Here is a 25,141-nt window from a genome sequence, read left to right on the forward strand (position 1 = left end):
CGCCTCAGCGACCCCAGCGCAGCGCGGCGGTCTCGACGGGGGCGTCCCACAGATCGGTGAGCTCATCGTCGAGCTTCGTGAGAGTGATCGAGACGCCCTGCATCTCGAGGCTCGTCACGTAGTTGCCCACCAGCGTACGCGTGACCTCGATGCCCCTGTCGGCCAGCACCTTGGCGGCATGGCGGTAGACGATGTACTGCTCGACGAGCGGAGTGCCGCCCATCCCGTTGACGAACAGCAGCACCCGGTCGCCCGAGGAGAACGGGAGGTCCTCCAGGATCGGCGCGAGCATGCGGTCCACGATCGCGTCGGCGCTCTCGAGCTTGATCCGCTCGCGCCCGGGCTCGCCGTGGATCCCGATGCCGATCTCGATCTCGTCCTCGGGCAGCGTGAAGCTCGGCTCGCCGGCGTGCGGCACGATCCCGGCGGTGAGGGCGACGCCCATGGTGCGGGTCACCGAGTTCACCTTCGTGGCGACTGCGGCGACCGCGTCGAGGTCGTCTCCGCGCTCGGCGGCCGCGCCCGCGCACTTCTCGACGACGACGGTGCCCGCGACGCCACGGCGACCCGCCGTGTACAGGCTGTCCTTCACGGCGACGTCGTCGTCGACGATCACGGACACCACGCGGACGCCCTCGGCGTCGGCGAGGTCGGCGGCGGTCTCGAAGTTGAGCACGTCGCCCGTGTAGTTCTTCACGATGTGCAGCACGCCCGCGCCGCCGTCGGCCTTGAGCGTCGCCGCCACGATCGGATCCGGCGTCGGCGACGTGAACACGGCGCCCGGCACGGCCGCCGTCAGCATGCCGTAGCCGACGAATCCGGCGTGCAGCGGCTCGTGGCCCGAGCCGCCTCCCGACACGAGTCCGACTCTGCCCGTGGTCGCGCCGCCCGCGCGCGAGACGAACAGCGGATCGGGCGTCACCTCCACGAGGTCGCCGTGGGCGAGGCCGAAGCCCTCCACGGATTCGTCGACGACGTTCTTCGGATCGTTGATGAGCTTCTTCATCGCAGGCCTCCCCGGTGAGCGCGAGCACACGGTGTGGTCACCGTGCTGAGCACACGCTAGCGCCAAACGAACGGACAGAGCCAGACACAAAACAAAGTCTGTGCGTGTTGGTATCGAGGGCCTATCTCGGGTCTATGGTGATGACAAACGCTCACCGCAGAGCTCGTTCGACGTGCTCTGCTCGTTAATCGACAAAGGACGGTCGACGTGACTCTGGGAACCATATTTCTGTCCGAGACGGTGGGTACCGCCGTCCTGATCCTGTTGGGTACGGGTGTCGTCGCGAACGTCGCCCTGACCAAGACCAAGGGCTTCAACGGCGGCACGCTCATGGTGACGTTCGGCTGGGCCTTCGCCGTCTTCGCCGGCGTCACGGTCTCCTACTCGTCGGGCGCGCACCTGAACCCCGCCGTGAGCCTCGCCCAGCTGATCCTGGGCAACATCACGTTCGTGCAGTTCTGCATCTACGTGCTGGGGCAGTTCCTCGGGGCCATCATCGGCGCCACGCTCTGTTGGCTCGCCTACCGCGACCACTTCGACCAGGAGCCCGAACCCGCCGCCAAGCTCGGCGTCTTCTCCACCGGCCCCGCCATCCGCAACTACGCCTGGAACCTCATCACCGAGATCATCGGCACCTTCGTGCTCGTGTTCTCGATCATCGCCTTCACGAACGGCAAGACGCCGGCCGCCCTCGGAGCACTCCCGGTCGCCTTCATCGTCCTCGTGATCGGCGTCTCGCTCGGTGGCCCGACCGGCTACGCGATCAACCCGGCCCGTGACCTCGGCCCCCGCATCGCGCACGCCTTCCTGCCCATCAAGGGCAAGGGCTCGAGCGACTGGTCGTACGCCTGGGTGCCGGTCGTCGGCCCGCTGGTCGGCGGCGCCCTCGCCGCGCTGCTGTCCTTCCCGCTGCTCCCCGTCGTGCACTGACGCACGATCCCCGCCGCGTGGGCATGACGGCCCACGCGGCGGTCCCGACCGACATCCGAACGACTCACCACTCAACGACGAAGGAGCACCACCCGTGAGCGACGACTACATCCTCGCCATCGACCAGGGCACGACATCGAGCCGCGCCATCGTCTTCGACCACTCCGGTTCGATCGTCTCGACCGGCCAGCTCGAGCACGAGCAGATCTTCCCCCACGCGGGCTGGGTCGAGCACAACCCCAAGGAGATCTGGGAGAACACCCGCGAGGTGATCGGCCAGGCCCTCTCGCGCGCCAACATCACGCGCCACAACATCAAGGCCATCGGCATCACCAACCAGCGCGAGACCGCGGTCGTCTGGGACAAGAACACCGGCGAGCCCGTCTACAACGCAATCGTCTGGCAGGACACCCGCACGCAGGAGATCGTCGACCGCTTCGCCGCCGACGGAGGCGTCGAGCGCTTCAAGGACATCGTCGGACTCCCCCTCTCGACCTACTTCGCCGGAACGAAGATCGTGTGGATCCTCGAGAACGTCGAGGGAGCCCGCGAGAAGGCCGAGGCCGGAGACCTCCTCTTCGGCACGACCGACACCTGGGTGCTCTGGAACCTCACCGGCGGGACCGACGGCGGTGTGCACGTCACCGACGTCACCAACGCGTCGCGCACGCTCTTCCTCGACCTCGAGACCCTCGAGTGGCGCCAGGACATCCTCGACGTCTTCGGCGTGCCGAAGTCGATGCTGCCCGAGGTCAAGTCGTCGTCGGAGATCTACGGCTACGCGTCGAGCTCCTCTCTGCTGCGCGAGGTGCCGATCGCCGGAATCCTGGGCGACCAGCAGGCCGCCACCTTCGGCCAGGCGGCGTTCGACGCCGGCGAGTCGAAGAACACGTACGGCACCGGCAACTTCCTCATCTTCAACACGGGCGAGGAGAAGGTGAAGAGCGAGAACGGCCTGCTCACGACGATCGGCTACAAGCTGGGCGACGGGCCGATCCACTACGCGCTCGAGGGGTCGATCGCCGTGACCGGGTCGCTGATCCAGTGGCTCCGCGACAACCTCGGCATCATCAACTCGGCCCCCGAGGTCGAGGCCCTCGCCACCACGGTCGACGACAACGGCGGCGTGTACTTCGTCCCCGCCTTCTCGGGGCTCTTCGCCCCGTACTGGCGGTCGGATGCACGTGGTGCGCTGGTCGGCATGACCCGCTACGTGAACAAGGGCCACATCGCCCGGGCCGCGCTGGAGGCGACCGCCTTCCAGACCCGCGAGGTCCTGGATGCGGTGAACGCCGACTCCGGCGTCGACCTGACCGAGCTGAAGGTCGACGGTGGCATGACCGCCAACGACGCCCTCATGCAGTTCCAGGCCGACATCCTCAACGTTCCCGTCGTCCGACCCGTCGTCGCGGAGACGACGGCGCTCGGTGCGGCCTACGCCGCGGGGCTCGCCGTCGGATTCTGGGCGAACCTCGACGACCTGCGCGCGAACTGGCAGCAGTCGAAGCGCTGGGAGCCGAACCTCGACGCTGACGAGCGCGACCGCCAGCTCCGCCTCTGGAAGAAGGCCGTGACGAAGACCTTCGACTGGGTCGACGGCGACGTGCAGTAGTCCTCGGAAGAACGAGAAGGCCCGGCAGGATCGCTCCTGCCGGGCCTTTCCCGTACGCGGAGGCTAGCGCTGCGTGGCCGCCACCCACGCGTCGAGCTTCGCCGTAGCGCTGCCGTCATCGATCGCCTTCCGTGCGATCTCGAGCTGCTCCGCGAACCGCGCGATGATCGGGCGTTCGCGCTGCGTGGGATCCTGCGCCAGCGCGAACGACACCAGCCCCGCGGCCGCGTTGAGCAGCACGATGTCGCGCACCGGGCCCGTCTCGCCGGCCAGCGTGCGGCGGGCGACCTCGGCGTTGTGGGCGGCGTCGCCGCCGAGGAGGTCGTCGATCCGGGCGCGCGGGATGCCGAGCTCGAGCGGGTCGAAGTCGTGCTCGGTCACGGACCCCGCCGACACCTCCCAGATGTGGCTGTGCCCCGTGGTCGTGAGCTCGTCGAGGCCGTCGTCGCCGCGGAACACGAGGGCGGTCGCGCCACGGGTCTGGAAGACCCCGACGAGGAGGGGGATCTTGGTCGCGTTCGACACGCCGACGGCGCTGGCCTCGGGCCGTGCCGGGTTGGTCAGCGGACCCAGGAAGTTGAAGACGGTCGGCACGCCGATCTCGCGCCGCGTCACGGCCGCGTGCTTGAAGCCGGGGTGGAAGGCCGCCGCGAAGGCGAAGGTGAGCCCGACCTCGTCGAGCACCTCGGCGACACGCGCCGGATCGCGCGTGAGGTCGACGCCCAGGGCGCCCAGCACGTCGGAAGCACCGGAGGCTGAGCTGGCCGCGCGATTGCCGTGCTTGATGACCGGCACACCGCACGCCGCGACGACGATGGACGCCATCGTCGACACGTTCACCGTGCCGAAGCGGTCGCCGCCCGTGCCGACGATGTCGACCGCCATCGAGTCCACGTCGAGCGGAAGCGCGTGCGCCAGGATCGCGTCGCGGAACCCCACGATCTCGTCGACCGTCTCGCCCTTGGCGCGCAGCGCGACCAGGAATGCCGCGAGCTGCGACGGAGTCGCAGCGCCGGTCATGACCTGCTCCATCGCCCAGGTGGCCTCGGCGATCGAGAGGTCGCTCCCCTCCAGGAGAGCGTCGAGGAGGCGGGGCCAGGTGAGCTCGTCGGTCATGGCTCCCAGCCTACTAATCACGGACTTTCAGATTCCTCGATGTCGAGACTGGCAGGCTGTCAAGGCGAATCACGGGCGGGTTTTTCGGCCATAATGGCTTTTGTGACAAGTACCCCCCTCTCGAGAACCTCAGGTGCTCCGGTCGTCAACCGGCCGAGCACCGCTGCCGTCGGCACCATCGTCTGGCTCGGGAGCGAGGTGATGTTCTTCGCCGGCCTGTTCGCGATCTACTTCACCCTCCGCAGCACCTCGCCGGTGCTCTGGGCATCACAGTCGGCCAAGCTCGACGTGCCTTTCGCGGCGTTCAACACGGTCACGCTGGTCCTCTCCAGCTTCACCTGCCAGTTCGGCGTCTTCGCGGCCGAGCGCATGCAGGGCAAGCGCACGGGCAAGCTGTTCCAGGTCTCGCAGTGGGGCATGGTCGAGTGGCTCTTCCTCACCTATGCCATGGGCGCCACGTTCGTCTCGCTGCAGATGTACGAGTACACCAACCTCGTCGCCGACCACGTCACGCTGCAGTCCAGCGCGTACGGCTCGGCCTTCTACCTCACCACCGGGTTCCACGCCGCGCACGTGACCGGCGGTCTCATCGCCTTCCTGTTCATCATCGGTCGTGCCTACGCGGTCAAGAACTTCGGTCACCGCGAGGCGACCAGCGCGATCGTGGTCTCGTACTACTGGCACTTCGTCGACGTCGTGTGGATCGGCCTCTTCCTGGTCATCTACATCCTCAAATAGGCATTGGATCCCCTTCACCGCATGATTTCGAAAAACTCCGCCTCGAAGAGCGTCACGAAGACGGCCGGCACGAAGCGCAAGCGCTCCGGCCGCCGCTCCCCCCTGGCGACCGTCTCGCTGATCCTGGTCGGCCTGCTCACCACCGGCGGCGCCTACGCGCTGTTCACCTCGACCGCGAACGCCGACTCCGGCACGACGGCCACGACCGCCTCGTCGTCGCAGAGCGCCGTGAACCAGGGCGAGAAGCTCTTCAACGCGAACTGCGCCACCTGCCACAACATCAACGGGTCCGGCACCAAGGCCGGTCCCAGCCTCATCGGCGTGGGCGCCGCGGCGGTCGACTTCCAGGTCGGCACGGGTCGCATGCCCGCCGCCGCCAACGGCCCGCAGGCGCTCGAGAAGCCGGTCGCGTTCACCAACAGCCAGATCCAGGAGCTCGCGGCATACGTCGCCTCGCTGGGCACCGGCCCCGCCGAGCCCTCCTCGAAGTACCTGCAGGCGAACGGCAACGCCGCCAAGGGTGCCGAGCTGTTCCGCATCAACTGCGCCATGTGCCACAACGTCGCGGGTGCCGGCGGCGCCCTGACCGAGGGCAAGTTCGCCCCGTCGCTCAAGGGCGTCTCGGCCAAGCACATCTACGAGGCCATGCTCACCGGCCCGCAGAACATGCCCGTCTTCAACGACTTGAACATCAAGCCGCAGGAGAAGGCGGACATCATCACGTACCTCAAGTACCTCGAGAAGAACCCGTCCCCGGGTGGATTCGAGCTGGGCAGCCTCGGCCCCGTGTCCGAGGGCCTGTTCATCTGGATCTTCGGTCTGGGCGCGATCGTGGCCGTCACCGTCTGGCTGACCGCGAAGTCCAACTAGGGGCACCGACAACAACAGTCCCGGCACCGAGACCGCACACACTTCCCGCGAGCATCAGCACTCGCGAGACCTGCACTCACCGAAAGGCAGCACCATGGCAGATCACGACGACGAGAACCCGGAAGCGGGCTCGGCTGTCGCTCATCACGAGCCTCGTCAGATCTCATCCGGCACCGCGGTCATCCCGACCGAGCAGTTCGAGAACCCGGGCGAGCCGCCGCACCGCCCCCGCGTCACCGACAAGGACCCCCAGGAGGAGAAGCGCGCCGAGCGCCAGGTCTCGTTCCTGTTCTTCCTCTCGGTCATCTTCAGCTGCCTCGCGGTCGCGGCCTACATCGCCTTCCCGATCACGCCGGGCGACACGCACTCGATCCGCCTGAACAACCTGTTCCTCGGCCTCGGCATCTCGCTGGGCCTGCTCTCCATCGGAATCGGCGCGGTCCACTGGTCCAAGACGCTGATGCCGTCCCGCGAGCTCACCGAGATGCGCCACCTGACGCGCGGCTCCGAGCCGACGCGCCAGAAGGCCGCCGAGGTCTTCGAGCTCGGCAACAAGGAGTCGGGCTTCGGCCGTCGCGCGCTGATCCGCAACAGCCTCTTCGGCGCGCTGGTCGCCTTCATCCTGCCCGGCGTCGTGATCTTCCGCGACCTCGGCCCGAAGACCGACCCGAACGTCGTCCTCAAGCACACGCTCTGGAAGAAGGGCATGCACTTGACGATCGACCCCACGGGGACGAGGATCAAGGCCTCCGACGTGACGCTCGGCTCGGTGTTCCACGTGATCCCCGAGAACCTGCTCACGTCCGAAGACATGCTGGAAGAGAAAGCCAAGGCCGCCGTTCTCCTCATGCGTCTCAAGCCGGAGGATCTCCACGAGCCGGCCGGTCGCGAGAACTGGCAGTACAACGGAATCGTTGCCTATTCGAAGATCTGCACGCACGTCGGGTGCCCCGTGGCCCTCTACGAGCAGCAGACGCACCACCTCCTCTGCCCCTGCCACCAGTCCACGTTCGACGTGACCGAGAACTGCAAGGTCATCTTCGGCCCAGCGAGCCGCCCGCTGCCGCAGCTGCCGATCATGGTCGACGACGAGGGCTACCTCGTGGCGCAGAGCGACTTCCACGAACCTGTGGGCCCGAGCTTCTGGGAGCGCGACAAGTGATCACCACCACCCCCTCTTCCTCCGACGACGCGCACGAGTTCTCGTACGCCGAGGCCGGCAACCAGCCCGTCCGCCCCGCCAAGGGCATGAAGTTCTTCGGGGCCGCCGCCAACTACGTCGACGAGCGCACCTCGATGTCCGGCCTCGTCAAAGAGGTCGGCCGCAAGATCTTCCCCGACCACTGGTCGTTCATGCTCGGCGAGGTCGCTCTCTACAGCTTCGTCGTCATCCTGCTGTCGGGAACGTTCCTGACGTTCTTCTTCCAGCCCTCCATGGCCGAGGTGACCTACCAGGGCTCGTACGTGCCCCTCAAGGGCATCCAGATGTCGGCGGCGCTCCAGTCGACGCTGAACATCTCGTTCGACGTCCGCGGCGGTCTGCTCTTCCGTCAGATCCACCACTGGGCGGCGCTGCTGTTCATCGCGGCCATCGGCCTGCACATGCTCCGCATCTTCTTCACTGGTGCGTTCCGCAAGCCGCGCGAGCTCAACTGGTTCATCGGCTTCGTGCTGTTCATCCTGGCGCTGGCCGAGGGCTTCACCGGCTACTCGCTGCCCGACGACCTCCTCTCGGGCAACGGCCTCCGCATCATCGACGGCATGGTCAAGGGCATCCCGGTGGTCGGCGTGTGGATCTCGTACCTGCTGTTCGGCGGGGAGTTCCCCGGCACTGCGATCGTGAGCCGCCTGTACTCGCTGCACATCATGCTCCTGCCCGCTCTCCTCATCGCGATGCTCGGCGCCCACCTGCTCCTGCTGGTGATCAACAAGCACACGCAGTGGGCCGGCCCGGGCAAGACCAACGACAACGTCGTGGGCGTGCCGGTCATGCCGGTGTTCGCGGCGAAGGCCGGCGGCTTCTTCTTCATCGTCTTCGGCGTGATCGTCCTGATCGCCTCGCTGTTCACGATCAACCCGATCTGGACCTACGGTCCCTACGACCCCTCACCGGTCTCGGCGGGTACCCAGCCCGACTGGTACATCGGCTTCGCCGACGGTGCGCTGCGACTCGTTCCACCGCACTGGGAAGTCGTCTGGGGCGGCTACACCGTCTCGTTCAACATCCTGGTCCCGATCGCGGTCCTGCTGTTCCTGCTCGGCGCAGTCGCCCTCTACCCCTTCATCGAGGGCTGGGTCACCGGCGACAAGCGCGAGCACCACATCCTCGACCGTCCGCGCAACGCCCCGACCCGCACCGGCTTCGGTGCCGCGTTCATGACGCTCTACGCGGCTCTCTGGGGCGCTGCCTCGTCCGACCTCATGGCGACGCACTTCAAGCTGTCGATCGACCAGGTGATCCACGTGATGCAGTTCTTCGCGGTCATCGGACCGTTCATCGCCTTCTGGGTGACGAAGCGCGTGTGCCTGGGTCTGCAGAAGAAAGACCGCGAGGTCGCGCTGCACGGGCACGAGTCGGGTCGTATCGTGCGCCTCCCCGGTGGCGAGTTCATCGAGGTCCACACCCCGCTCGACAAGTACGAGCTCTGGACCCTCACGAGCTTCAACGAGTACGAGCCGCTTCTGGCCCGCCCGAACGAGAAGGGTGTCATCACCCCGATCGAGCGCGTGCGTGCGTCGCTCTCCGGCTTCTTCTTCGAAGACCGTATCTCGCCGGTCACGCCGTCCGAGCTGGAGGCGGCGCACGCCCACTCCGAGCACCACGAGGTCGAGGCCGGGGCGTCGCACTAGCCGCGCTCCCCCGCGTCAACGCCTGAGGGCCCGCCTGCACACGCAGGCGGGCCCTTTCGCGTTCTGCAGGTCGTTCACCGTGGGCGCAGGATCTGGGCGACGCCCGGCGGGGCCAAACCTTCTGCCGGGCCCCTGAGCCGTCGCGCCCGATGAGGCCGCGCCGCGCCGCGCCGCGAGCAGTGGACGGCCAGGCTGCACGGAGTGCTGTCCGGCGCCTGCTGGCTGACCACGGCGACAGGGGCGGTGTCGCGGCGCGTTTCACGCAAGACGCCGTGACGCGTCGCGCCGGGATGCGTGAATCGCGCCGCACTCCCCCGCTGCGAGCCTCAGCGCCTCCGTGCGTGTGTCTACAACCGACACAGCCCGGCCCCGGGCAGGCGGGCTGCACTGTCGGTGCTGCCGCGCGTTGGTGCTGCCGCGCGTTGGTGCTGCCGCGCGTTGGTGCTGCCGCGCGTTGGTGCTGCCGCGCGTTGGTGCTGCCGCGCGTCGGTGCTGCCGCGCGTCGGTGCTGCCGCGCGTCGGTGCTGCCGAGGTCGGCGCTGCCGCGCGTAGCTGCCGTCGAGAAGGCCGGCACGTGCTTCCAACCGAAGCAGCTCTCACCACTGACAACAACGCCACCCCACGGCACGCCACCCCACGGCACGCCGCCGCACCCCGCACACGCAAGAGCGGGGCACCACCCGAAGGTGATGCCCCGCCCGCGCCACGACGGCCTCAGCGGGCCGCCTGACGCCAAATCAGTGCTGGTGGATGCCGCGGTAGTTCTCGAACACCCAGCCGACGAGCGTCACGGCGACGATCGCGGCGCCGAAGAAGCAGATCCAGGTGCCGACCGCGAGGCCGAGGAAGCACAGGGTGCAACCGCCGGCGAGGGCGATGGGCCACCAGCTCCACGGGTTGAAGAAGCCGATCTCCGGGTCGCCGTCGTCGATGTTGGCGTCGAGGCGGTCCTCCGGCAGCTCGCCCGACTGGGCGAAGTGCGACCGGTTCATGTAGAAGGCCAGGAAGATCGAGGCGATGGCGGCGAGGCCGATGCCCACCGTGCCGACCCACTCGACCTTGTGGAACTCGGTCGAGAGGAGGCTCCAGATCGTGTAAGCCGCGTCGGCGAGCAGGAAGAAGACCGCCATGACCCAGAAGATGTTGGACTGTGCTCTCATGGCGCTACTTCACGCTTCCTGTCTGTGCGTCGTACGTGGGGGCCTCGGGGGCGTCCTTCAGCGGGCCGATGCCGACGGGCAGGCCGGCCTCGGGGTGGTTGAGGTCGAACGCCGGGGACTCCGAGCGGATGCGCGGGATCGAGGTGAAGTTGTGACGGGGAGGCGGGCAGGACGTCGCCCACTCGAGCGAACGGCCGTAGCCCCACGGGTCGTTCACGGCCACCTTCGGAGCGAGTCGCGCCGTGATGTACACGTTGTAGACGAACGGCAGCATCGAGACGCCGAGCAGCATGGCGCCGGTGGTGGAGAGCTGGTTCATCCAGGTGAAGCCGTCGCTCGGCTGGTAGGTCGCGTAACGGCGGGGCATGCCGAGCACGCCGAGCCAGTGCTGGATGAGGAAGGTCATGTGGAAGCCGATGAACAGCAGCCAGAAGTGAACCTTGCCCAGACGCTCGTTGAGCATCTTGCCCGTCCACTTGGGCCACCAGAAGTAGAAGCCCGAGAACATGGCGAAGACGACCGTGCCGAACACCACGTAGTGGAAGTGCGCGACGACGAAGTACGAGTCGGAGACGTGGAAGTCGAGCGGCGGAGACGCGAGGATCACGCCGGTGAGACCACCGAAGGTGAAGGTGATGAGGAACCCGATGGCCCAGAGCATGGGCGTCTCGAAGGTGATCGAGCCTCGCCACATGGTGCCGACCCAGTTGAAGATCTTCACACCGGTCGGGACCGCGATGAGCATGGTCATCAGCGAGAAGAACGGCAGCAGCACCGAGCCGGTGACGTACATGTGGTGGGCCCACACCGTGACCGACAGGGCGGCGATGGCGATGGTCGCGTAGATCAGCGTCTTGTAGCCGAAGATCGGCTTGCGGCTGAAGACCGGGAAGACCTCCGACACGATGCCGAAGAACGGCAAGGCGATGATGTACACCTCGGGGTGGCCGAAGAACCAGAACAGGTGCTGCCACAGGAGCGCGCCACCGTTGGCCGGGTTGAAGACGTTCGCGTCGAACACCCGGTCGAACCCGAGTCCGAAGAGCGCCGCAGCCAGCACCGGGAAGGCCATGATCACGAGGATCGACGTGACGAGAGTGTTCCACACGAAGATCGGCATGCGGAACATGGTCATGCCCGGGGCACGCATCGTGATGATCGTCGTGATGAAGTTCACGGCGCCCAGGATCGTGGAGAAGCCGGTCAGGGCGAGGCCGAAGACCCAGAGATTGCCGCCGAGCCCTGGCGTGAACGTTGTGTCGGACAGAGGTGCGTACGCGAACCAGCCGAACGACGCGGCGCCCTGCGGGGTGAGGAAGCCGGCCATGACAACGAGCGCGCCGAAGAAGTACAGCCAGAACGCGAAGCCGTTCAGTCGCGGGAACGCCACGTCGGGCGCACCGATCTGAAGCGGCATGACCGCGTTGGCGAAGCCTGAGAAGAGCGGTGTCGCGAAGAGCAGCAGCATGATCGTGCCGTGCATCGTGAACAGCTGGTTGTACTGCTCTTTCGTGGCGACGATCGAGAGGCCCGGCTCGAACAGCTGGGCGCGGATGACCAGCGCCATGATGCCGCCGACCAGGAAGTAGCAGAACGAGGTGATCAGGTACAGGTAACCGAGCACCTTGTGGTCGGTCGAGGTGATCCAGCGGACCACGACGTTGCCCTTACGGCCGACACGCGACGTGGTGAAGTTCTGGCCTTGGCCGCCCGTGGTCGGCCTGGTTGCAGTGGCTGTCATCGAACGCTGCCTTACTTGCTCGAGCTGTCGGCGCCTGCGGCGACCGGGGTGGTGTTGGTGGGGTTGTTCGTGTTCTGGTCGTACTTGTTGCCGAGATCACCCACGTTGCCGGCCTTGCGGAGGCTCGCCAGGTAGTCCTGGTACTGCGACGGGGTGACGACCTTCACGTTGAACAGCATGAGCGAGTGGTACTCGCCGCAGAGCTCGGCGCACTTGCCCGCGTAGGTGCCGAGCTTCTCGGGGGTGAAGTACTCGTAGTTGGTCTTGCCGGGGATCATGTCCTTCTTGTAGAGGAAGTCGATCACCCAGAAGGAGTGGATCACGTCGCGCGACTTGAGGATGATCTTGACGCTCTCACCCTTGGGGAGGTACAGGACGGGCAGTTTCGACTCGTCGATGTTGCCTCCGCCGAGCTCCTGCGCCTGGATGCCCTGGTAGTAGACGCTCTTGGACTTGTCGGCGGTGTTCATGTAGTTGAAGTCCCATGCCCAGCGCTTGCCGTAGACCGTGATCGTGGCGTCGGGGTGGGCCGTGGGCTTCTCGATCGCCGACTGGTCGGTCGCGGTGAAGAAGAAGAAGCCGAGCACGAGGAACAGCGGCACGATCGTGTAGAAGATCTCGATCGGCATGTTGTAGCGCATCTGCACCGGGAGGCCGGTCTGGTTCTTGCGGCGGCGGTAGACGACGACGGCCCAGATGATGAGGCCCCAGGTGATGAGGCCGACGCCGAGGAGCACGATCCAGGAGGTGACCCAGAGGCCGATGACGCTCGAGGTGTGGTTCGTAACGCCCGCCGAGCTCGGGAGCCAGCCCTTGAGCTCCTGCTGGGAGCAGCCGGACAGAGCGAGGATCAGGCCGGCCGCCGCGGGGATGGCTGCCAGACGAAGTCGACGTTTTGAGCGCACTGTTACCTCTCGGATGACGCGTGTGTGGGGCGCGTTCAGGCTCTCAGTAAGAGACGGAACATGCTTAGCCTACTCGCAGAGACGGGGTGCTTTTGTCGCAGGCGCGGGCGGGTCTGTCGACTCCGAGACGAAAAACCCGGCCCGACGACGAAGGGGAACCATCCGTCTGGATGATTCCCCTTCGTCGTCTGGAAGCGACCTCAGTGGAAGCTGTCACCGCAGGCGCAGGAGCCCTGGGCGTTCGGGTTGTCGATGGTGAAACCCTGCTTCTCGATCGTGTCTTCGAAGTCGATCGAGGCGCCGTCGAGGTACGGCACGCTCATCTTGTCGACGACGACCTCGACGCCGTCGAAGTCGCGCGTGGCGTCGTTCTCGAGCAGGCGCTCGTCGAAATAGAGCTGGTAGATGAGCCCCGAGCAGCCGCCGGGCTGCACCGCGACGCGGAGGCGAAGGTCGTCACGCCCCTCCTGCGCGAGGAGGTTCTTGACCTTGGTCGCCGCCTGGTCGGTGAGCAGCACGCCGTGCGTGGGGCCGTCGACGAGGGTGTCGATGGCGGTGGCGGTGTCTGTCATTGGTGCCTCCTTCGAGCTGAGGGGTGCGCAGAGGCGCACGATACTTCCAGTGTAAGCAGGAGCCCACGAACAGTCGAGCGCATCACAGCCGACGCGCGTCGAGCCTCGCCAGCAGGAGAGCCTCGCCGAGGATCGACCGGTGGAAGACGCCGAGGTGCTGGGACTCGTTCGGGCTGTGGGCACGCGTGTCGGGGTCCTCGACTCCGGTCACCAGGATCTGCGCCTCGGGGAAGGCGTCGTGGAGGTCGGAGATGAACGGGATCGACCCGCCGATGCCCGTCTCGACCGGCTCGGCGCCCCAGGCCTCGCCCAGGGCCGCCATGCCCTCGGCGAAGCCCCAGCCGGACGTGTCGACGAGGAAGGGGTTGCCGCGGTCGACGTCGCTGATCTCGACGACGGCACCCCAGGGCGCGTGGGCGAGGAGGTGGTCGCGGAGGGCCTCGAACGCCTCGTCGGCCGTCTGGCCCGGGGCGACCCGCGCGCTGATGCGCACGGAGGTCGACGGCGAGAGCGTGTTCGACGCGTTCGCGACCGACGGCGCGTCGATGCCGGTGACCGTGATCGACGGCTGCGACCAGAGTCGGCTGAGGATGTGGCCCGTTCCGATGGGGGCGACGCCCGGCAGGAGGGCTGCCTCCTCGCGGAGCTGGGACTCGGGGAAGTCGGGGTACTCGGCGTCGCGGGAGGTGAGCCCGGCGACATTCACGGATCCTGCGTCGTCATGCAGGGTGCTGAGCAGCCTGATCATCGCCATCATGCCGTCGGGGACGGCGCCGCCGTACATGCCGGAGTGGGAAGCGTGCTCGAGGGTCTTGACCGTCAGCCGGAAGGTGACATTGCCGCGCAGCCCGACGGTGAGGGCGGGGATCTCGGTGGACCAGTTGTCGGCGTCGGCCACGATGATGAGGTCGGCGGCGAGCTGGTCGTGGTGCTGGGCGAGGAAGTTCGTGAACGAGCGGGAGCCGAACTCCTCCTCCCCCTCGATGAACAGGACGATGCCGACCTTCAGGTCGTCGCCGAGCACCTCCTTCACGGCGCGGAGGGCGGCCACGTGGGTCATGACGCCGGCCTTGTCGTCGGACGCGCCTCGGCCGTACAGGCGGTCGCCGCGCACGGTCGGCTCGAACGGCGGGGTCTCCCAGAGCTCGTCGTCGCCCTGCGGCTGGACGTCGTGGTGCGCGTACAGCAGCACGGTGGGGCGGCCGTCCTTCGCCGCGCGCGTCGCGAGGACGGCGGGATGCCCCAGGGTCTCGCCCTCGATCGGCGCGCGGCTCGTCCGGACCTCGTCGAAGAGGCCCGTGCCCTCGACGAGGGCCGCCACCGCGTCCGCGCTCGCCTCGACGGCCGCGGGGTCGAAGGCGTCCCACGACACCGAGGGGATCCGCACGAGCGCCGAGAGATCGGCGATCGAGGCGGGCAGACCGCCCTGGACGGCCTCGCGCAGCCTTCCTGCGAGTTCCGGGTCGGTCGGGCGTGCGGACTGTGAGGTCTCGGTCATGACAGGTAATCTTAGGTGTCCGACTTTCTACCGAGGATCTCCCGTGGCCAAGGCACCCATCATCTCCCCCGACAACTCCGGCTCGTCCGCCACCGACTCCAAGGGCGGCGCACCGGTCGGGAAGGGGCACGCCACTCCCACCCGCAGGGAGCGCGAGAAGGCCAACCAGCGTCCCCTCGTCGCCAAGGGCAAAGAGGCGCAGAAGGCGCAGCGCGACCGCGTCGCCGCCGAGCGCGAGCGTGCCCGCATCGGCATGGCGAACGGCGAGGAGAAGTACATGCCGGCCCGCGACCGTGGCCCGCAGCGCCGGTTCGTCCGCGACTACGTCGACGCCCGCTTCTCCGTCGGCGAGCTGCTGATCCCCGCGATGGTCGTCGTCCTTGTGCTCACGGCCGTGCCGGCCGTGTCGGCCTACGGCACGTACATCATCTGGGGCTACCTGATCCTGGCGATCATCGACATCGCGCTGCTCGTGCGCCGCCTCAACCGCAAGCTGGCCGCGAAGTTCGGCGCATCGAACGCCGAGCGCGGTCTCACGATGTACGTCGCCACGCGCGCAGCGTCGCTCCGCATCATGCGGACCCCGCGCCCGCAGGTGAAGCGCGGCCAGTTCCCGCAGGAGTAGCGCCCTCCCGCAAGCGCGGCGCTGTCTTGTTGGACTAGCGCGGCTCAGCGCTTCGTGCGCAGCTCTCGCAGCCCGCGGTTGATCATGCGCGCCCAGAGCGGGCCGAGGTAGAGGAACCCGGTGTAGCCCTGCACCAGGGTGGCACCGGCGTCGACGCGCTCCTGCACGTCGCTCGCCGTGAACACTCCCCCGACGGAGATCACGCACAGGTCGGCCGGAGCTGTGGCGCGGATGAGGCGCAGGACTTCGAGCGAGCGAGCGGCGAGGGGTGCGCCGGAGAGTCCGCCTGCTCCTGCGCCCTCGACCTCGCGGCCCGAGGAGGCGAGCCCGTCTCGAGACAGCGTCGTGTTCGTGGCGATGACGCCGGCGAGGCCGAGTTCGACGACGAGGGCGGTGACGCGGGTCACGGCGTCGTCTTCGAGGTCGGGGGCGATCTTGACCAGGACGGGGGTGCGACCGGCCGCGTCGCGCACGGCGGTCAGCAGCGGCGCCAGACGGTCGATCTCCTGGAGGCCGCGGAGGCCCGGAGTGTTCGGCGACGAGACGTTCACGGCGAGGTAGTCGGCGAGGGGCGCCAGCAGCCGGGTCGAGACGAGGTAGTCGTCGACCGCGTCGTCAACGTCGACCACGCGGCTCTTGCCGATGTTCACGCCGATCACCGGCCGGTGGCGGATGTGCCGGGCGCGCCCGACCTCGCCGGCGGCCTTGACCGCGCCGCCGTTGTTGAAGCCCATGCGGTTGACGACGGCGTGGTCCTTCACGAGACGGAAGAGCCGCGGCTTCTCGTTGCCGGGCTGAGGCCGGGCCGTGATCGTGCCCACCTCGACGTGACCGAAGCCGAGCACGCCGAGCCCGGCGATGCCCCGGGCGTCTTTGTCGAAGCCCGCAGCGACGCCGAACGGCGACGGGAAGGTCAGGCCGAGAGTCTCCACGCGCAGCGACCGGTGCGGCTTCGTGAAGGTCCGCACGATCGTGCCGAGGCGGAGCTTCGGAATGGCGCGGATGAACGCGAACGCGAAGTGGTGCGCCTTCTCGGGGTCCATGCGGACGAAGAAGGTGCGGAAGACGAACTGGTAGAGGCCGGAGTCGGGAACGCTCGCGCTCTCGCTCATTCGGCGACCGCCCCCGACGTCTGCGCCGGGCGGTCGCGGTGCTCGACGCGGAGCTGGCGAATCGCCTCGTCGAAGTCGTCGAGCGAGTCGAACGCCTGGTAGACGCTGGCGAACCGGAGGTAGGCCACCTCGTCGAGGTCGCGGAGGGGCGGCAGGATCGCGAGACCCACCTCGTTCGCATCGATCTGCGACGCCCCCGACGCCCGCACGGCCTCTTCCACCTTCTGGGCGAGCACGGCGAGGTCGCCGTCGGTGACGGGGCGACCCTGGCAGGCCTTGCGGACGCCCGAGATGATCTTCTCGCGGCTGAACGGCTCGAGCACGCCGTTGCGCTTGATCACCGCGAGGCTCGCGGTCTCGGTCGTCGAGAAGCGCCGGCCGCAGTTGGGGCACTGCCGACGGCGGCGGATCGACGTGCCGTCGTCGCTCGTTCGGGAGTCGACGACTCGGCTGTCGGGGTGGCGGCAGAAGGGGCAGAACATATCGCCTCCAGTCTACGGACGGCGCAGCCGCGCGCTGACGGCCTCGCCGTGCGCCGGCAGCATCTCGGCGCCGGAGAGGGCGACGAGGCGCTCCGCGACCGCGGCCAGCGGCTCGGCCTCGTAGCGCACGATCTGCTGCGGGCGCAGGAACGTGAACGCCCCGAGCCCCGACGAGTACCGCGCCTGGCCGCCGGTCGGCAGGATGTGGTTCGAGCCGGCGAGGTAGTCCCCCAGGCTGACCGGCGTGTGCGCGCCGACGAAGATCGCGCCGGCATCGTCGATCAGCCCGAGCACGGCGTCGTCGTCGGCGGTCTGGATCTCGAGGTGCTCGGGGCCGTAGGCGTTGCTGAAGCTCGCCGCGGCGGCGAGGTCGTCCACGACGACGAGGGTCGACTGCGGGCCGGTCAACGCGGCGCGCACACGATCGGCCGACGCGGTGAGCGGACTCAGGCGGGCGACCTCGGCGTCGACGGCGGACGCGAAGTCGGCGGAGTCGGTAACCAGGATCGCCGAGGCCTGCTCGTCGTGCTCCGCTTGGCTGATGAGGTCGACGGCGACGAGCGTCGCGTCGGCCGAGTCGTCGGCGATGACGAGGATCTCGGTGGCCCCCGCCTCGGCGTCGATGCCGACGCGCCCCTGCACGAGGCGCTTCGCGGCGGCGACGTAGTTGTTGCCGGGGCCGGTGATGACCTGCACAGGAGCCAGCCCGATCGACTCCACGCCGTACGCCAGCGCGGCGATCGCGCCTGCGCCGCCCATGGCGTAGACCTCGTCGATGCCGAGGAGCCCGGCCGCCCCGAGGATCGCGGGGTGCACGGACCCGCCGAACTCCGCCTGGGCCGGCGACGCGAGCGCGATCTGCGCGACACCGGCGACCTGGGCGGGGACGACGTTCATGACGACGCTCGACGGGTAGACGGCCTTCCCGCCGGGCACGTACACGCCGGCACGCGACACGGGCTGCCAGCGCTGCACGATCGAGGCGCCCGGGGCCGGGTGGGTGACCTGCTCGCCGGGCACCTGGGCGCGGCTCGAGGCGGTGACCCGGGCGATCGACTCGGTCAGGGCCTCGCGCACGAGCGGGTCGAGCTCGTCGACGGCACGCAGGATCGCGGATCGCTCGACGCGGATCGCCTCGGGCCGCACGCGATCGAACCTCTCCGCCTGGTCGAGCAGCGCCTGCACTCCGTGCTCGCGAACCGCGTCGACGATCGAGGTCGCGGCCTCGATCGCGACGCCGACGTCGAGCGACGCGCGAGGGACGAGGGCCAGCAGCTGGCTCGGGCTGAGGGTCTGACCGCGGAGGTCGGTGATCGTCATCATGGCCGCTCCAGGGTACCGGCCCGACCCGAGTGTGACGGCGGGCCGAAGGGCTCGTGCGTCACCCGGCGCCGCTGTCGGCTCAGAGGAGGCAGGACGGCCCGAGCAGGCTCTTGAGCTCGCCGTAGAGGTCGGCGGTGATGTCGACCGGGTACGGGATCTCGAAGGTGCGCGCGTTGTCGCCCTTCAGGAGCCGCAGCCTCACCTCGGTGTCGCCGGCGTGCCGCCCGAGGACGGCACCGAGCTCGGTGACCACGTCGGTCGTGGCCCGGAACTCGGGCATGCTCAGCACGAGCGGCCCGTTGCTCGACGCGATGCCGAGGTCGGGCGCGAACATGCTGACGGCGTGGAGGTTCTTGCCGTCGTCGCGGACGCCGACCCGGCCCTTGAGCACGATCACCTGGTCGCCGACGAGAGACGGGCCGAACTCCTGATAGGTCTTGCCCAGGAACATGACGCCGATCTCGCCCGAGAAATCCTCGACGGTGATGATGCCGTACGGGTTGCCCGAGTTGCGCGCGACGCGGTGCTGGACGCTCGTGATGAGGCCCGCGACGGTCACGGTCTCGCCGTCGATCGAATCGTCGGCCGACGCGATCGTCGAGATCGTGGTCGACGCGTGCTTCGCCAGCGGCAGCTCGAGGCCGGCCAACGGGTGGTCGGAGACATAGAGGCCGAGCATGTCGCGCTCGAAGGCGAGCTTGTCGCGCTTGGACCACTCGGGCCGGGGCGGCACCTGCTGCACCTGCGCCGGTTCGTCCCAGAGCGAGTCGAAGTCGAAGCCGACCTGCCCGTTCGCCTCGGCGCGCTTCTCGCTCACCGCGGCCTCGACCGCCGCCTCGTGGATCTCGACCAGGGCACGACGCGTGTCGCCCATGGAGTCGAACGCACCGGCCTTCACCAGCGACTCGATGGTCCGCTTGTTGGCGACGGGGATCGGCACCTTCCGCAGGAAGTCGTGGAAGGTGGTGAACGCCCCCTCCTTCTCGCGGGCGGCGATGATCTGGTCGACGACGTTGAAGCCGACGTTGCGGACCGCACCCATTCCGAAGCGGATGTCTTCGCCGACGGCGGCGAAGAAGCCGATCGACTCGTTGACGTCGGGCGGCAGCACCTTGATGCCCATGCGGCGGCACTCGTTGAGGTAGAGACCGAGCTTGTCGCGCGAGTCGCCGACGCTGGTGAGCAGGGCCGCCATGTACTCGGCCGGGTAGTGCGCCTTGAGGAAGGCGGTCCAGTACGACACCACGCCGTATGCGGCCGAGTGCGCCTTGTTGAACGCGTAGTCGGAGAACGGCAGCAGGATGTCCCAGATCGTCTGCACGGCGCTCTCGGAGTAGCCGTTGTCGATCATGCCCTGCTGGAAGCCGGCGAACTGCTTGTCGAGCTCGGACTTCTTCTTCTTGCCCATGGCCCGCCGGAGGATATCGGCCTGACCCAGCGAGAAGCCGGCGAGCTTCTGCGCGACGCTCATCACCTGCTCCTGGTAGATGATCAGGCCGTAGGTGCCGCCGAGCACCTCGGCCAGCGGCTCTTCCAGCTCGGGGTGGATCGCCGTGATCTCCTGCTGGCCGTTCTTGCGCAGCGCGTAGTTGGTGTGCGAGTTCGCGCCCATGGGGCCGGGCCGGTAGAGCGCGATGACCGCGGAGATGTCCTCGAAGTTGTCGGGCTTCATGAGGCGCAGGAGCCCGCGCATCGGCCCGCCGTCGAGCTGGAACACGCCCAGGGTGTCGCCGGAGGACAGGAGGTCGTAGGCGCCCTTGTCGTCGAGCTCGAGGTGTTCGAGGTCGAGGTCGATGCCGCGGTTGGAGCGGATGTTGTCGAGGGCGTCGTTGATGATCGTGAGGTTGCGGAGCCCCAGGAAGTCCATCTTGATCAGGCCGAGCGCCTCGCTGGCCGGATAGTCGAACTGCGTGACGATCTGGCCGTCCTGCTCGCGCTTCATGATCGGGATGATGTCGATCAGCGGGTCGCTCGACATGATCACGCCGGCCGCGTGGACGCCCCACTGGCGCTTCAGGCCCTCCAGCCCGAGAGCCGTGTCGAAGACGGTCTTGGCCTCGGGGTCGGCCTCGACGACGGCGCGGATGTCGCCGGCCTCCTTGTAGCGGGAGTGCTCGCGGTCGAAGATGCCGGTGAGCGGGATGTCCTTGCCCATGATGGCCGGCGGCATGGCCTTCGTGAGCTTCTCGCCCATGCCGAACGGGAAGCCGAGGACTCGCGACGAGTCCTTCAGCGCCTGCTTCGCCTTGATCGTGCCGTAGGTGACGATCTGCGCGACGCGCTCGGAGCCGTACTTCTCGGTCACGTAGTTGATGACCTCGGTGCGGCGGCGGTCGTCGAAGTCGACGTCGAAGTCGGGCATCGAAACGCGGTCGGGGTTGAGGAACCTCTCGAAGATGAGACCGTGCCGCAGCGGGTCGAGGTCGGTGATGCGCATGGCGTACGCAGCCATCGAGCCGGCGCCCGAGCCACGGCCCGGCCCGACGCGGATGCCGTTGTCTTTCGACCAGTTGATGAAGTCGGCGACGACGAGGAAGTAGCCCGGGAACCCCATCTGCGCGATGACGCCGACCTCGTAGTCGGCGCGCTCGCGCACCTCGGGCGTGATGCCGTCGGGGTAGCGGTAGGCGAGGCCCTTCTCGACCTCCTTCTTGAACCAGGTCTCCTCGGTCTCGCCCTCGGGCACCGGGAACCGCGGCATGTAGTTGGCCGCCGTGTCGAACTCGATCTCGCACCGCTCGGCGATGAGGAGCGTGTTGTCGCAGGCCTCCGGGTGGTCGCGGAAGAGGTGGCGCATCTGGGCCGCCGACTTCAGGTAGAACTCGTCGGCGTCGAACTTGAAGCGGTTCGGATCGGAGAGCGTCGAGCCCGACTGCACGCACAGGAGCGCGGCGTGGCTGGTCGAGTCGTGCTCGTGCGTGTAGTGGAGGTCGTTCGTGGCCACGAGCGGCAGGTCGAGCTCTTTGGCGAGCCGGACGAGGTCGCCCATGATCCGGCGCTCGATGCCCAGCCCGTGGTCCATGATCTCGGCGAAGTAGTTCTCTTTGCCGAAGATGTCGCGGTAGTCGCTGGCGGCCTTGAGGGCCTCGTCGTACTGGCCCAGGCGAAGGCGGGTCTGGACCTCGCCCGACGGGCACCCGGTGGTCGCGATGAGCCCCTTCGAGTAGGTCGACAGGAGCTCGCGATCCATGCGCGGCTTGAAGTAGTACCCCTCGAGAGACGCCTTCGACGAGAGCCGGAAGAGGTTGTGCATGCCCTCGGTGGTCTCGGAGAGGAGGGTCATGTGCGTGTACGCGCCGGCGCCGGAGACGTCGTCGCGGCTGCCGTCGCCCCAGCGGACGCGGGTCTTGTCGGACCGGTGGGTGCCCGGCGTGATGTACGCCTCGGTGCCGATGATGGGCTTGATGCCGGCGGCGGTCGCGGTCTTGTAGAACTCGAACGCCCCGAACATGTTGCCGTGGTCGGTCACGGCGACGGCCGGCATGCCCTGCTTGACGGCTTCGTCGACCATCGGGCCGAGGCGGGCGGCACCGTCGAGCATCGAGTATTCGCTGTGGACGTGCAGGTGCACGAACGAGTCGTCGCTCACAGAATCGCCGCCCTTTCGACTGGAGGGATTCCAGCCTAAGGGGCACCGCCGACACCGTTCGGCGTGTCGCGACGGGAGAGTCGCCTACGCGCCCCGAAGCACTTCAAGTGCCGCTTGAAGGTCTGCCAGATACGGCGAGACGAACTCGACCCGCTCCCCCGTCGCCGGGTGGTCGAAGCCCAGCCGGACGGCGTGGAGCCACTGCCGGGTGAGGCCGAGGCGGGCGCTCAGCGTCGGGTCGGCGCCGTAGAGCGCGTCGCCGACGCAGGGGTGGCGCTGCGCCGCCATGTGCACCCGGATCTGGTGCGTGCGACCGGTCTCGAGGTGGATCTCGAGCAGCGACGCGGCGGGGAACGCCTCGACGGTCTCGTAGTGCGTCACGCTCGGCTTGCCGTCGCTCACGACGGCGAACTTCCAGGACGACGACGGGTGCCGGCCGAGGGGTGCGTCGATCGTGCCGGCGAGGGGATCCGGGTGTCCCTGGACCACGGCGTTGTAGATCTTGTCGACCGTGCGCTCCTTGAAGGCGCGCTTCAGCAGCGTGTAGGCGCGCTCGCTCTTCGCGACGACCATGAGGCCGGAGGTGCCCACGTCGAGCCGGTGCACGATGCCGGCGCGCTCGGCGGCGCCGCTCGTGGCGATGCGGAAGCCGGCGGCGGCCAGGCCGCCGAGCACCGTGGGGCCGGTCCAGCCGACCGACGGGTGAGCCGCGACGCCCGCGGGCTTGTCGACCACCACGATGTCGTCGTCGTCGAAGACGATGCCGAGCCCGGGCACGTCGACCGCGACCACGCGGGGCTCTTCCTTGGGGGTCCAGGTCACTTCGAGCCAGGCACCGGCTTCCAGGCGGTCGGACTTCCCGACCGGGCGCTGGTCGACGCTCACGCCGCCCTGCGAGGCCACCTCGGCGGCGAAGGTGCGGCTGAAGCCGAGCAGCTTGGCCAGGGCCGCGTCGACCCGCTCTCCGGCGAGGCCGTCGGGCACCGGCAGGGCGCGGGTCTCGCTCACGGCCGGGTCTCCGTCGACTCGTCGACGCTCGACTCGCCGACGCTCGCCGAGTCGACGCTCGCCGAGTCGACCGGGCCGGCGGCGGGCGCAGGATCCGACACCCGCGCGCCCGAGGTCTTCCCTGCGCGCTTGCCGTCCAGCCCGATGCCGAGCAGCGACAGCAGCAGGAGAAGTCCCATGCTCGACACGATGAAGGTGTCGGCGATGTTGAAGATCGCCGGGAGGATCCACGGCAGGTAGATGAAGTCGACCACGTGCCCGACGCCGAAGCCGGGCTCTCGGAAGAGGCGGTCGGTGAGGTTGCCGCAGGTGCCGCCGAGGAGCATGCCGAGCATGAGCGCCCAGCGGAGCGACTGGATCCTGCGGATCAGGACGATCACGGCGACGACGACGGCGACCGCGGCGATCGAGAAGATCCAGGTCTGGCCGGTTGCGAGCGAGAAGGCGGCGCCCGGGTTCTTGACGAAGTGCAGGTGGATGATGCCGCCGAGGATCGGGGTGTCCTCCCCGATCGTCATCGTCGAGACGACGAGGTGCTTCGTGCCCTGGTCGAGCAGATAGACCACGACCGCGACGAAGGCCAGTGTCAGCAGAACGCGGACACTGGCCTTCTTCGCTGGTGTGCTCGACCGGGGCGACGGCTCAGTTGGAGCCAAAGCCCTGGAAGCTCGCGGGAGCACTCGACTGGGCGGCGACGGGCTCGGGCGCGGAGCCCGACGTCTCGCCCTCGAGGTCGCGCAGCTGGCCCTCGATGTAGCCCTTCAGCTTGGCGCGGTAGTCGCGCTCGAAGGTGCGGAGCTCGTCGACGCGGTGCTCGAGGCCGATGCGCTCGTTGTCGAGACGCTCGACCTGAGCGCGCTGCTCGCCCTCGATCTTCTGCTGGCGGGCGGTGAACTCGGCCTCGAACTGCTCGGTCTTCTGCTGCTGCTCGGTCTCGAGCTGGGCGACGCGGGCGCGGTGCTCGTTCTCGAACTGCTCGGTCTTGGCCTGCTGGTCGGCCTCGGCCTCGGAGACGATGCGGGCGGCGGTGGCGTGGCCCTCGGCGATGAGAGCGTCGCGCTTCTCGATGCCCTCGCGCACGTGCTCCTCGTGGAGTCGACGGGCGAGCTGCAGGAGGTTGTTCGTGCTCGTGGTCTCGTCCACGCTCGGGGCGACGTACGCGCCGGCGGGGGCGGCCGCAGGAGCAACCTCGGCGACGGGCTCGGGCGCAGCCACCGGCTCGGGCTCGGCGACGGGCTCAGGAGCGGCGGCCACGGGCTCAGGAGCCGGGGCGGGCGCGGCGGCAGGAGCCTCCGAAGCGGCACGCTGGGCCTCGTCGGCACGCGACTCGGCGGCGCTGAGGCGCTGGCGAAGCTCTTCGTTCTCCTGGCCGAGTCGACGGAGCTCGACGACGACCTCGTCGAGGAAGTCGTCGACTTCGTCCTGGTCGTACCCTTCGCGGAACTTGGTCGGCTGGAACCGCTTGTTGACTACGTCTTCAGGCGTCAAAGCCATTGCCGTCACCTCGGAAATCTGTGGATCGTGGTCTGTGTGGTGGCACCCCCTGCGGAGACACCGTGCTCGCACAGCCTACAACGACAACAGTCGACCTGACCTGAAGGCTGAAGGTCGTGGCGCGAGCGATTCCTGTGGATCAGCCGATCATCCGCCGAACGCGAGAGGACGTCAAGATCCGAGCCTCAGATCATGATGTGTCAGAACGACGAGTGGCTGAGGTTCGACGCGATGCTCATGAGGATCACCACGACGAGCATGACGATGCTCCAGCCGAAGTCGAGCGACACCGACCCGAGGCGGATCGGCGGGAGGACTCGCCGAAGGGCCCGGATGGGCGGATCGGTCACCGTGTAGGTCACGTCCGCGAGAACGAGCAGCGCGCCCTTCGGACGGTACGACCGGCTGACCGACTGCGTGAGGTCGTAGATGAAGCGCGCCCACATCAGCAGGAAGAAGATGAGGAGCGCGATGTACACGATGGTCGCGATCAGGTGGATCATGGGTGGC

At 68.2% G+C, this 25,141-nt stretch carries 22 protein-coding genes; 7 read left to right on the forward strand and 15 right to left on the reverse strand.

Annotated elements, in window-relative coordinates; translation table 11 throughout:
• Positions 1 to 4: 4 nt before the first annotated feature.
• Complete coding sequence (gene dhaK, locus C8E83_RS06880; protein ID WP_121369039.1) at positions 5 to 1,006, reverse strand: dihydroxyacetone kinase subunit DhaK; 1,002 nt, start codon at positions 1,004 to 1,006, stop codon at positions 5 to 7.
• A 207-nt stretch (positions 1,007 to 1,213) separates the two neighbouring features.
• Here dhaK and C8E83_RS06885 point away from each other — a divergent pair, with 207 nt between their 5' ends.
• Positions 1,214 to 1,936 (forward strand): MIP/aquaporin family protein, encoded by a 723-nt coding sequence (locus tag C8E83_RS06885; RefSeq protein ID WP_121369040.1) that lies wholly within the window; start codon positions 1,214 to 1,216, stop codon positions 1,934 to 1,936.
• 94 nt (positions 1,937 to 2,030) lie between these two features.
• Positions 2,031 to 3,548, forward strand: coding sequence for a glycerol kinase GlpK (glpK, locus tag C8E83_RS06890; protein WP_121369041.1), 1,518 nt, complete (start codon positions 2,031 to 2,033; stop codon positions 3,546 to 3,548).
• 63 nt (positions 3,549 to 3,611) lie between these two features.
• On the opposite strand, the gene trpD is transcribed toward glpK, so the two are convergent.
• Entirely contained in the window at positions 3,612 to 4,664 is a 1,053-nt protein-coding gene (gene trpD / locus C8E83_RS06895; protein WP_121369042.1) for an anthranilate phosphoribosyltransferase, read from the reverse strand.
• A gap of 93 nt (positions 4,665 to 4,757) precedes the next feature.
• On the opposite strand from trpD, the gene ctaE reads away from it, so the two are divergent.
• From ctaE to qcrB, 4 genes are all read left to right on the forward strand, one after another.
• The gene (gene ctaE, locus C8E83_RS06900; protein ID WP_121369043.1) at positions 4,758 to 5,402 is read left to right on the forward strand and encodes an aa3-type cytochrome oxidase subunit III; all 645 of its coding nucleotides are present in this window, start codon (positions 4,758 to 4,760) and stop codon (positions 5,400 to 5,402) included.
• A 21-nt stretch (positions 5,403 to 5,423) separates the two neighbouring features.
• Positions 5,424 to 6,272, forward strand: a complete 849-nt coding sequence (qcrC, locus tag C8E83_RS06905; protein ID WP_121369044.1) for a cytochrome bc1 complex diheme cytochrome c subunit — start codon at positions 5,424 to 5,426, stop codon at positions 6,270 to 6,272.
• A 94-nt stretch (positions 6,273 to 6,366) separates the two neighbouring features.
• Positions 6,367 to 7,434 carry a cytochrome bc1 complex Rieske iron-sulfur subunit gene (gene qcrA, locus C8E83_RS06910; RefSeq protein WP_121369045.1) on the forward strand — a complete coding sequence of 356 codons (1,068 nt, stop codon included), beginning with the start codon at positions 6,367 to 6,369 and terminating at the stop codon, positions 7,432 to 7,434.
• 86 nt (positions 7,435 to 7,520) lie between these two features.
• The gene (gene qcrB / locus C8E83_RS06915) at positions 7,521 to 9,122 is read left to right on the forward strand and encodes a cytochrome bc1 complex cytochrome b subunit (protein WP_121371783.1); all 1,602 of its coding nucleotides are present in this window, start codon (positions 7,521 to 7,523) and stop codon (positions 9,120 to 9,122) included.
• Positions 9,123 to 9,859: 737 nt separating this feature from the next.
• On the opposite strand, the gene C8E83_RS06920 is transcribed toward qcrB, so the two are convergent.
• From C8E83_RS06920 to C8E83_RS06940, 5 genes are all read right to left on the reverse strand, one after another.
• Complete coding sequence (locus C8E83_RS06920) at positions 9,860 to 10,282, reverse strand: cytochrome c oxidase subunit 4 (protein WP_121369046.1); 423 nt, start codon at positions 10,280 to 10,282, stop codon at positions 9,860 to 9,862.
• 4 nt (positions 10,283 to 10,286) lie between these two features.
• Positions 10,287 to 12,023 carry an aa3-type cytochrome oxidase subunit I gene (ctaD, locus tag C8E83_RS06925; protein WP_121369047.1) on the reverse strand — a complete coding sequence of 579 codons (1,737 nt, stop codon included), beginning with the start codon at positions 12,021 to 12,023 and terminating at the stop codon, positions 10,287 to 10,289.
• Positions 12,024 to 12,034: 11 nt separating this feature from the next.
• Positions 12,035 to 12,928 (reverse strand): aa3-type cytochrome oxidase subunit II, encoded by an 894-nt coding sequence (gene ctaC, locus C8E83_RS06930; protein WP_121369048.1) that lies wholly within the window; start codon positions 12,926 to 12,928, stop codon positions 12,035 to 12,037.
• A gap of 200 nt (positions 12,929 to 13,128) precedes the next feature.
• Positions 13,129 to 13,500 carry an iron-sulfur cluster insertion protein ErpA gene (gene erpA / locus C8E83_RS06935; protein ID WP_121369049.1) on the reverse strand — a complete coding sequence of 124 codons (372 nt, stop codon included), beginning with the start codon at positions 13,498 to 13,500 and terminating at the stop codon, positions 13,129 to 13,131.
• An 82-nt stretch (positions 13,501 to 13,582) separates the two neighbouring features.
• Positions 13,583 to 14,998 (reverse strand): dipeptidase, encoded by a 1,416-nt coding sequence (locus C8E83_RS06940; protein ID WP_121369050.1) that lies wholly within the window; start codon positions 14,996 to 14,998, stop codon positions 13,583 to 13,585.
• Between the two features lie 43 nt (positions 14,999 to 15,041).
• Between C8E83_RS06940 and C8E83_RS06945 the strand changes: the two genes are divergently transcribed.
• Entirely contained in the window at positions 15,042 to 15,623 is a 582-nt protein-coding gene (locus C8E83_RS06945) for a DUF3043 domain-containing protein (protein ID WP_245981457.1), read from the forward strand.
• 44 nt (positions 15,624 to 15,667) lie between these two features.
• On the opposite strand, the gene C8E83_RS06950 is transcribed toward C8E83_RS06945, so the two are convergent.
• From C8E83_RS06950 to C8E83_RS06985, 8 genes are all read right to left on the reverse strand, one after another.
• Positions 15,668 to 16,735 (reverse strand): quinone-dependent dihydroorotate dehydrogenase, encoded by a 1,068-nt coding sequence (locus tag C8E83_RS06950; protein WP_121369052.1) that lies wholly within the window; start codon positions 16,733 to 16,735, stop codon positions 15,668 to 15,670.
• Positions 16,732 to 17,217, reverse strand: a complete 486-nt coding sequence (nrdR, locus tag C8E83_RS06955) for a transcriptional regulator NrdR (RefSeq protein WP_121369053.1) — start codon at positions 17,215 to 17,217, stop codon at positions 16,732 to 16,734. Before nrdR ends, C8E83_RS06950 begins: the two co-directional genes overlap by 4 nt.
• 12 nt (positions 17,218 to 17,229) lie before the next feature.
• Positions 17,230 to 18,540, reverse strand: coding sequence for a histidinol dehydrogenase (gene hisD / locus C8E83_RS06960; RefSeq protein ID WP_121369054.1), 1,311 nt, complete (start codon positions 18,538 to 18,540; stop codon positions 17,230 to 17,232).
• 79 nt (positions 18,541 to 18,619) lie between these two features.
• On the reverse strand, positions 18,620 to 22,129 hold the full coding sequence (gene dnaE / locus C8E83_RS06965; protein ID WP_121369055.1) for a DNA polymerase III subunit alpha: 3,510 nt from the start codon (positions 22,127 to 22,129) through the stop codon (positions 18,620 to 18,622).
• Between the two features lie 84 nt (positions 22,130 to 22,213).
• Positions 22,214 to 23,137 (reverse strand): RluA family pseudouridine synthase, encoded by a 924-nt coding sequence (locus C8E83_RS06970; protein WP_121369056.1) that lies wholly within the window; start codon positions 23,135 to 23,137, stop codon positions 22,214 to 22,216.
• A complete protein-coding gene (lspA, locus tag C8E83_RS06975) occupies positions 23,134 to 23,793 on the reverse strand; it encodes a signal peptidase II (RefSeq protein WP_245981459.1) in 660 nt (219 codons plus the stop codon). The genes C8E83_RS06970 and lspA overlap by 4 nt, the downstream gene beginning before the upstream one ends.
• A complete protein-coding gene (locus tag C8E83_RS06980; protein ID WP_121369057.1) occupies positions 23,780 to 24,631 on the reverse strand; it encodes a DivIVA domain-containing protein in 852 nt (283 codons plus the stop codon). The genes lspA and C8E83_RS06980 overlap by 14 nt, the downstream gene beginning before the upstream one ends.
• A 200-nt stretch (positions 24,632 to 24,831) precedes the next feature.
• Positions 24,832 to 25,134, reverse strand: a complete 303-nt coding sequence (locus tag C8E83_RS06985; RefSeq protein WP_121369058.1) for a YggT family protein — start codon at positions 25,132 to 25,134, stop codon at positions 24,832 to 24,834.
• Between the last annotated feature and the right edge of the window lie 7 nt (positions 25,135 to 25,141).

Origin of the sequence: Frondihabitans australicus (assembly GCF_003634555.1) — a bacterium.
GTDB lineage: Bacteria > Actinomycetota > Actinomycetes > Actinomycetales > Microbacteriaceae > Frondihabitans > Frondihabitans australicus.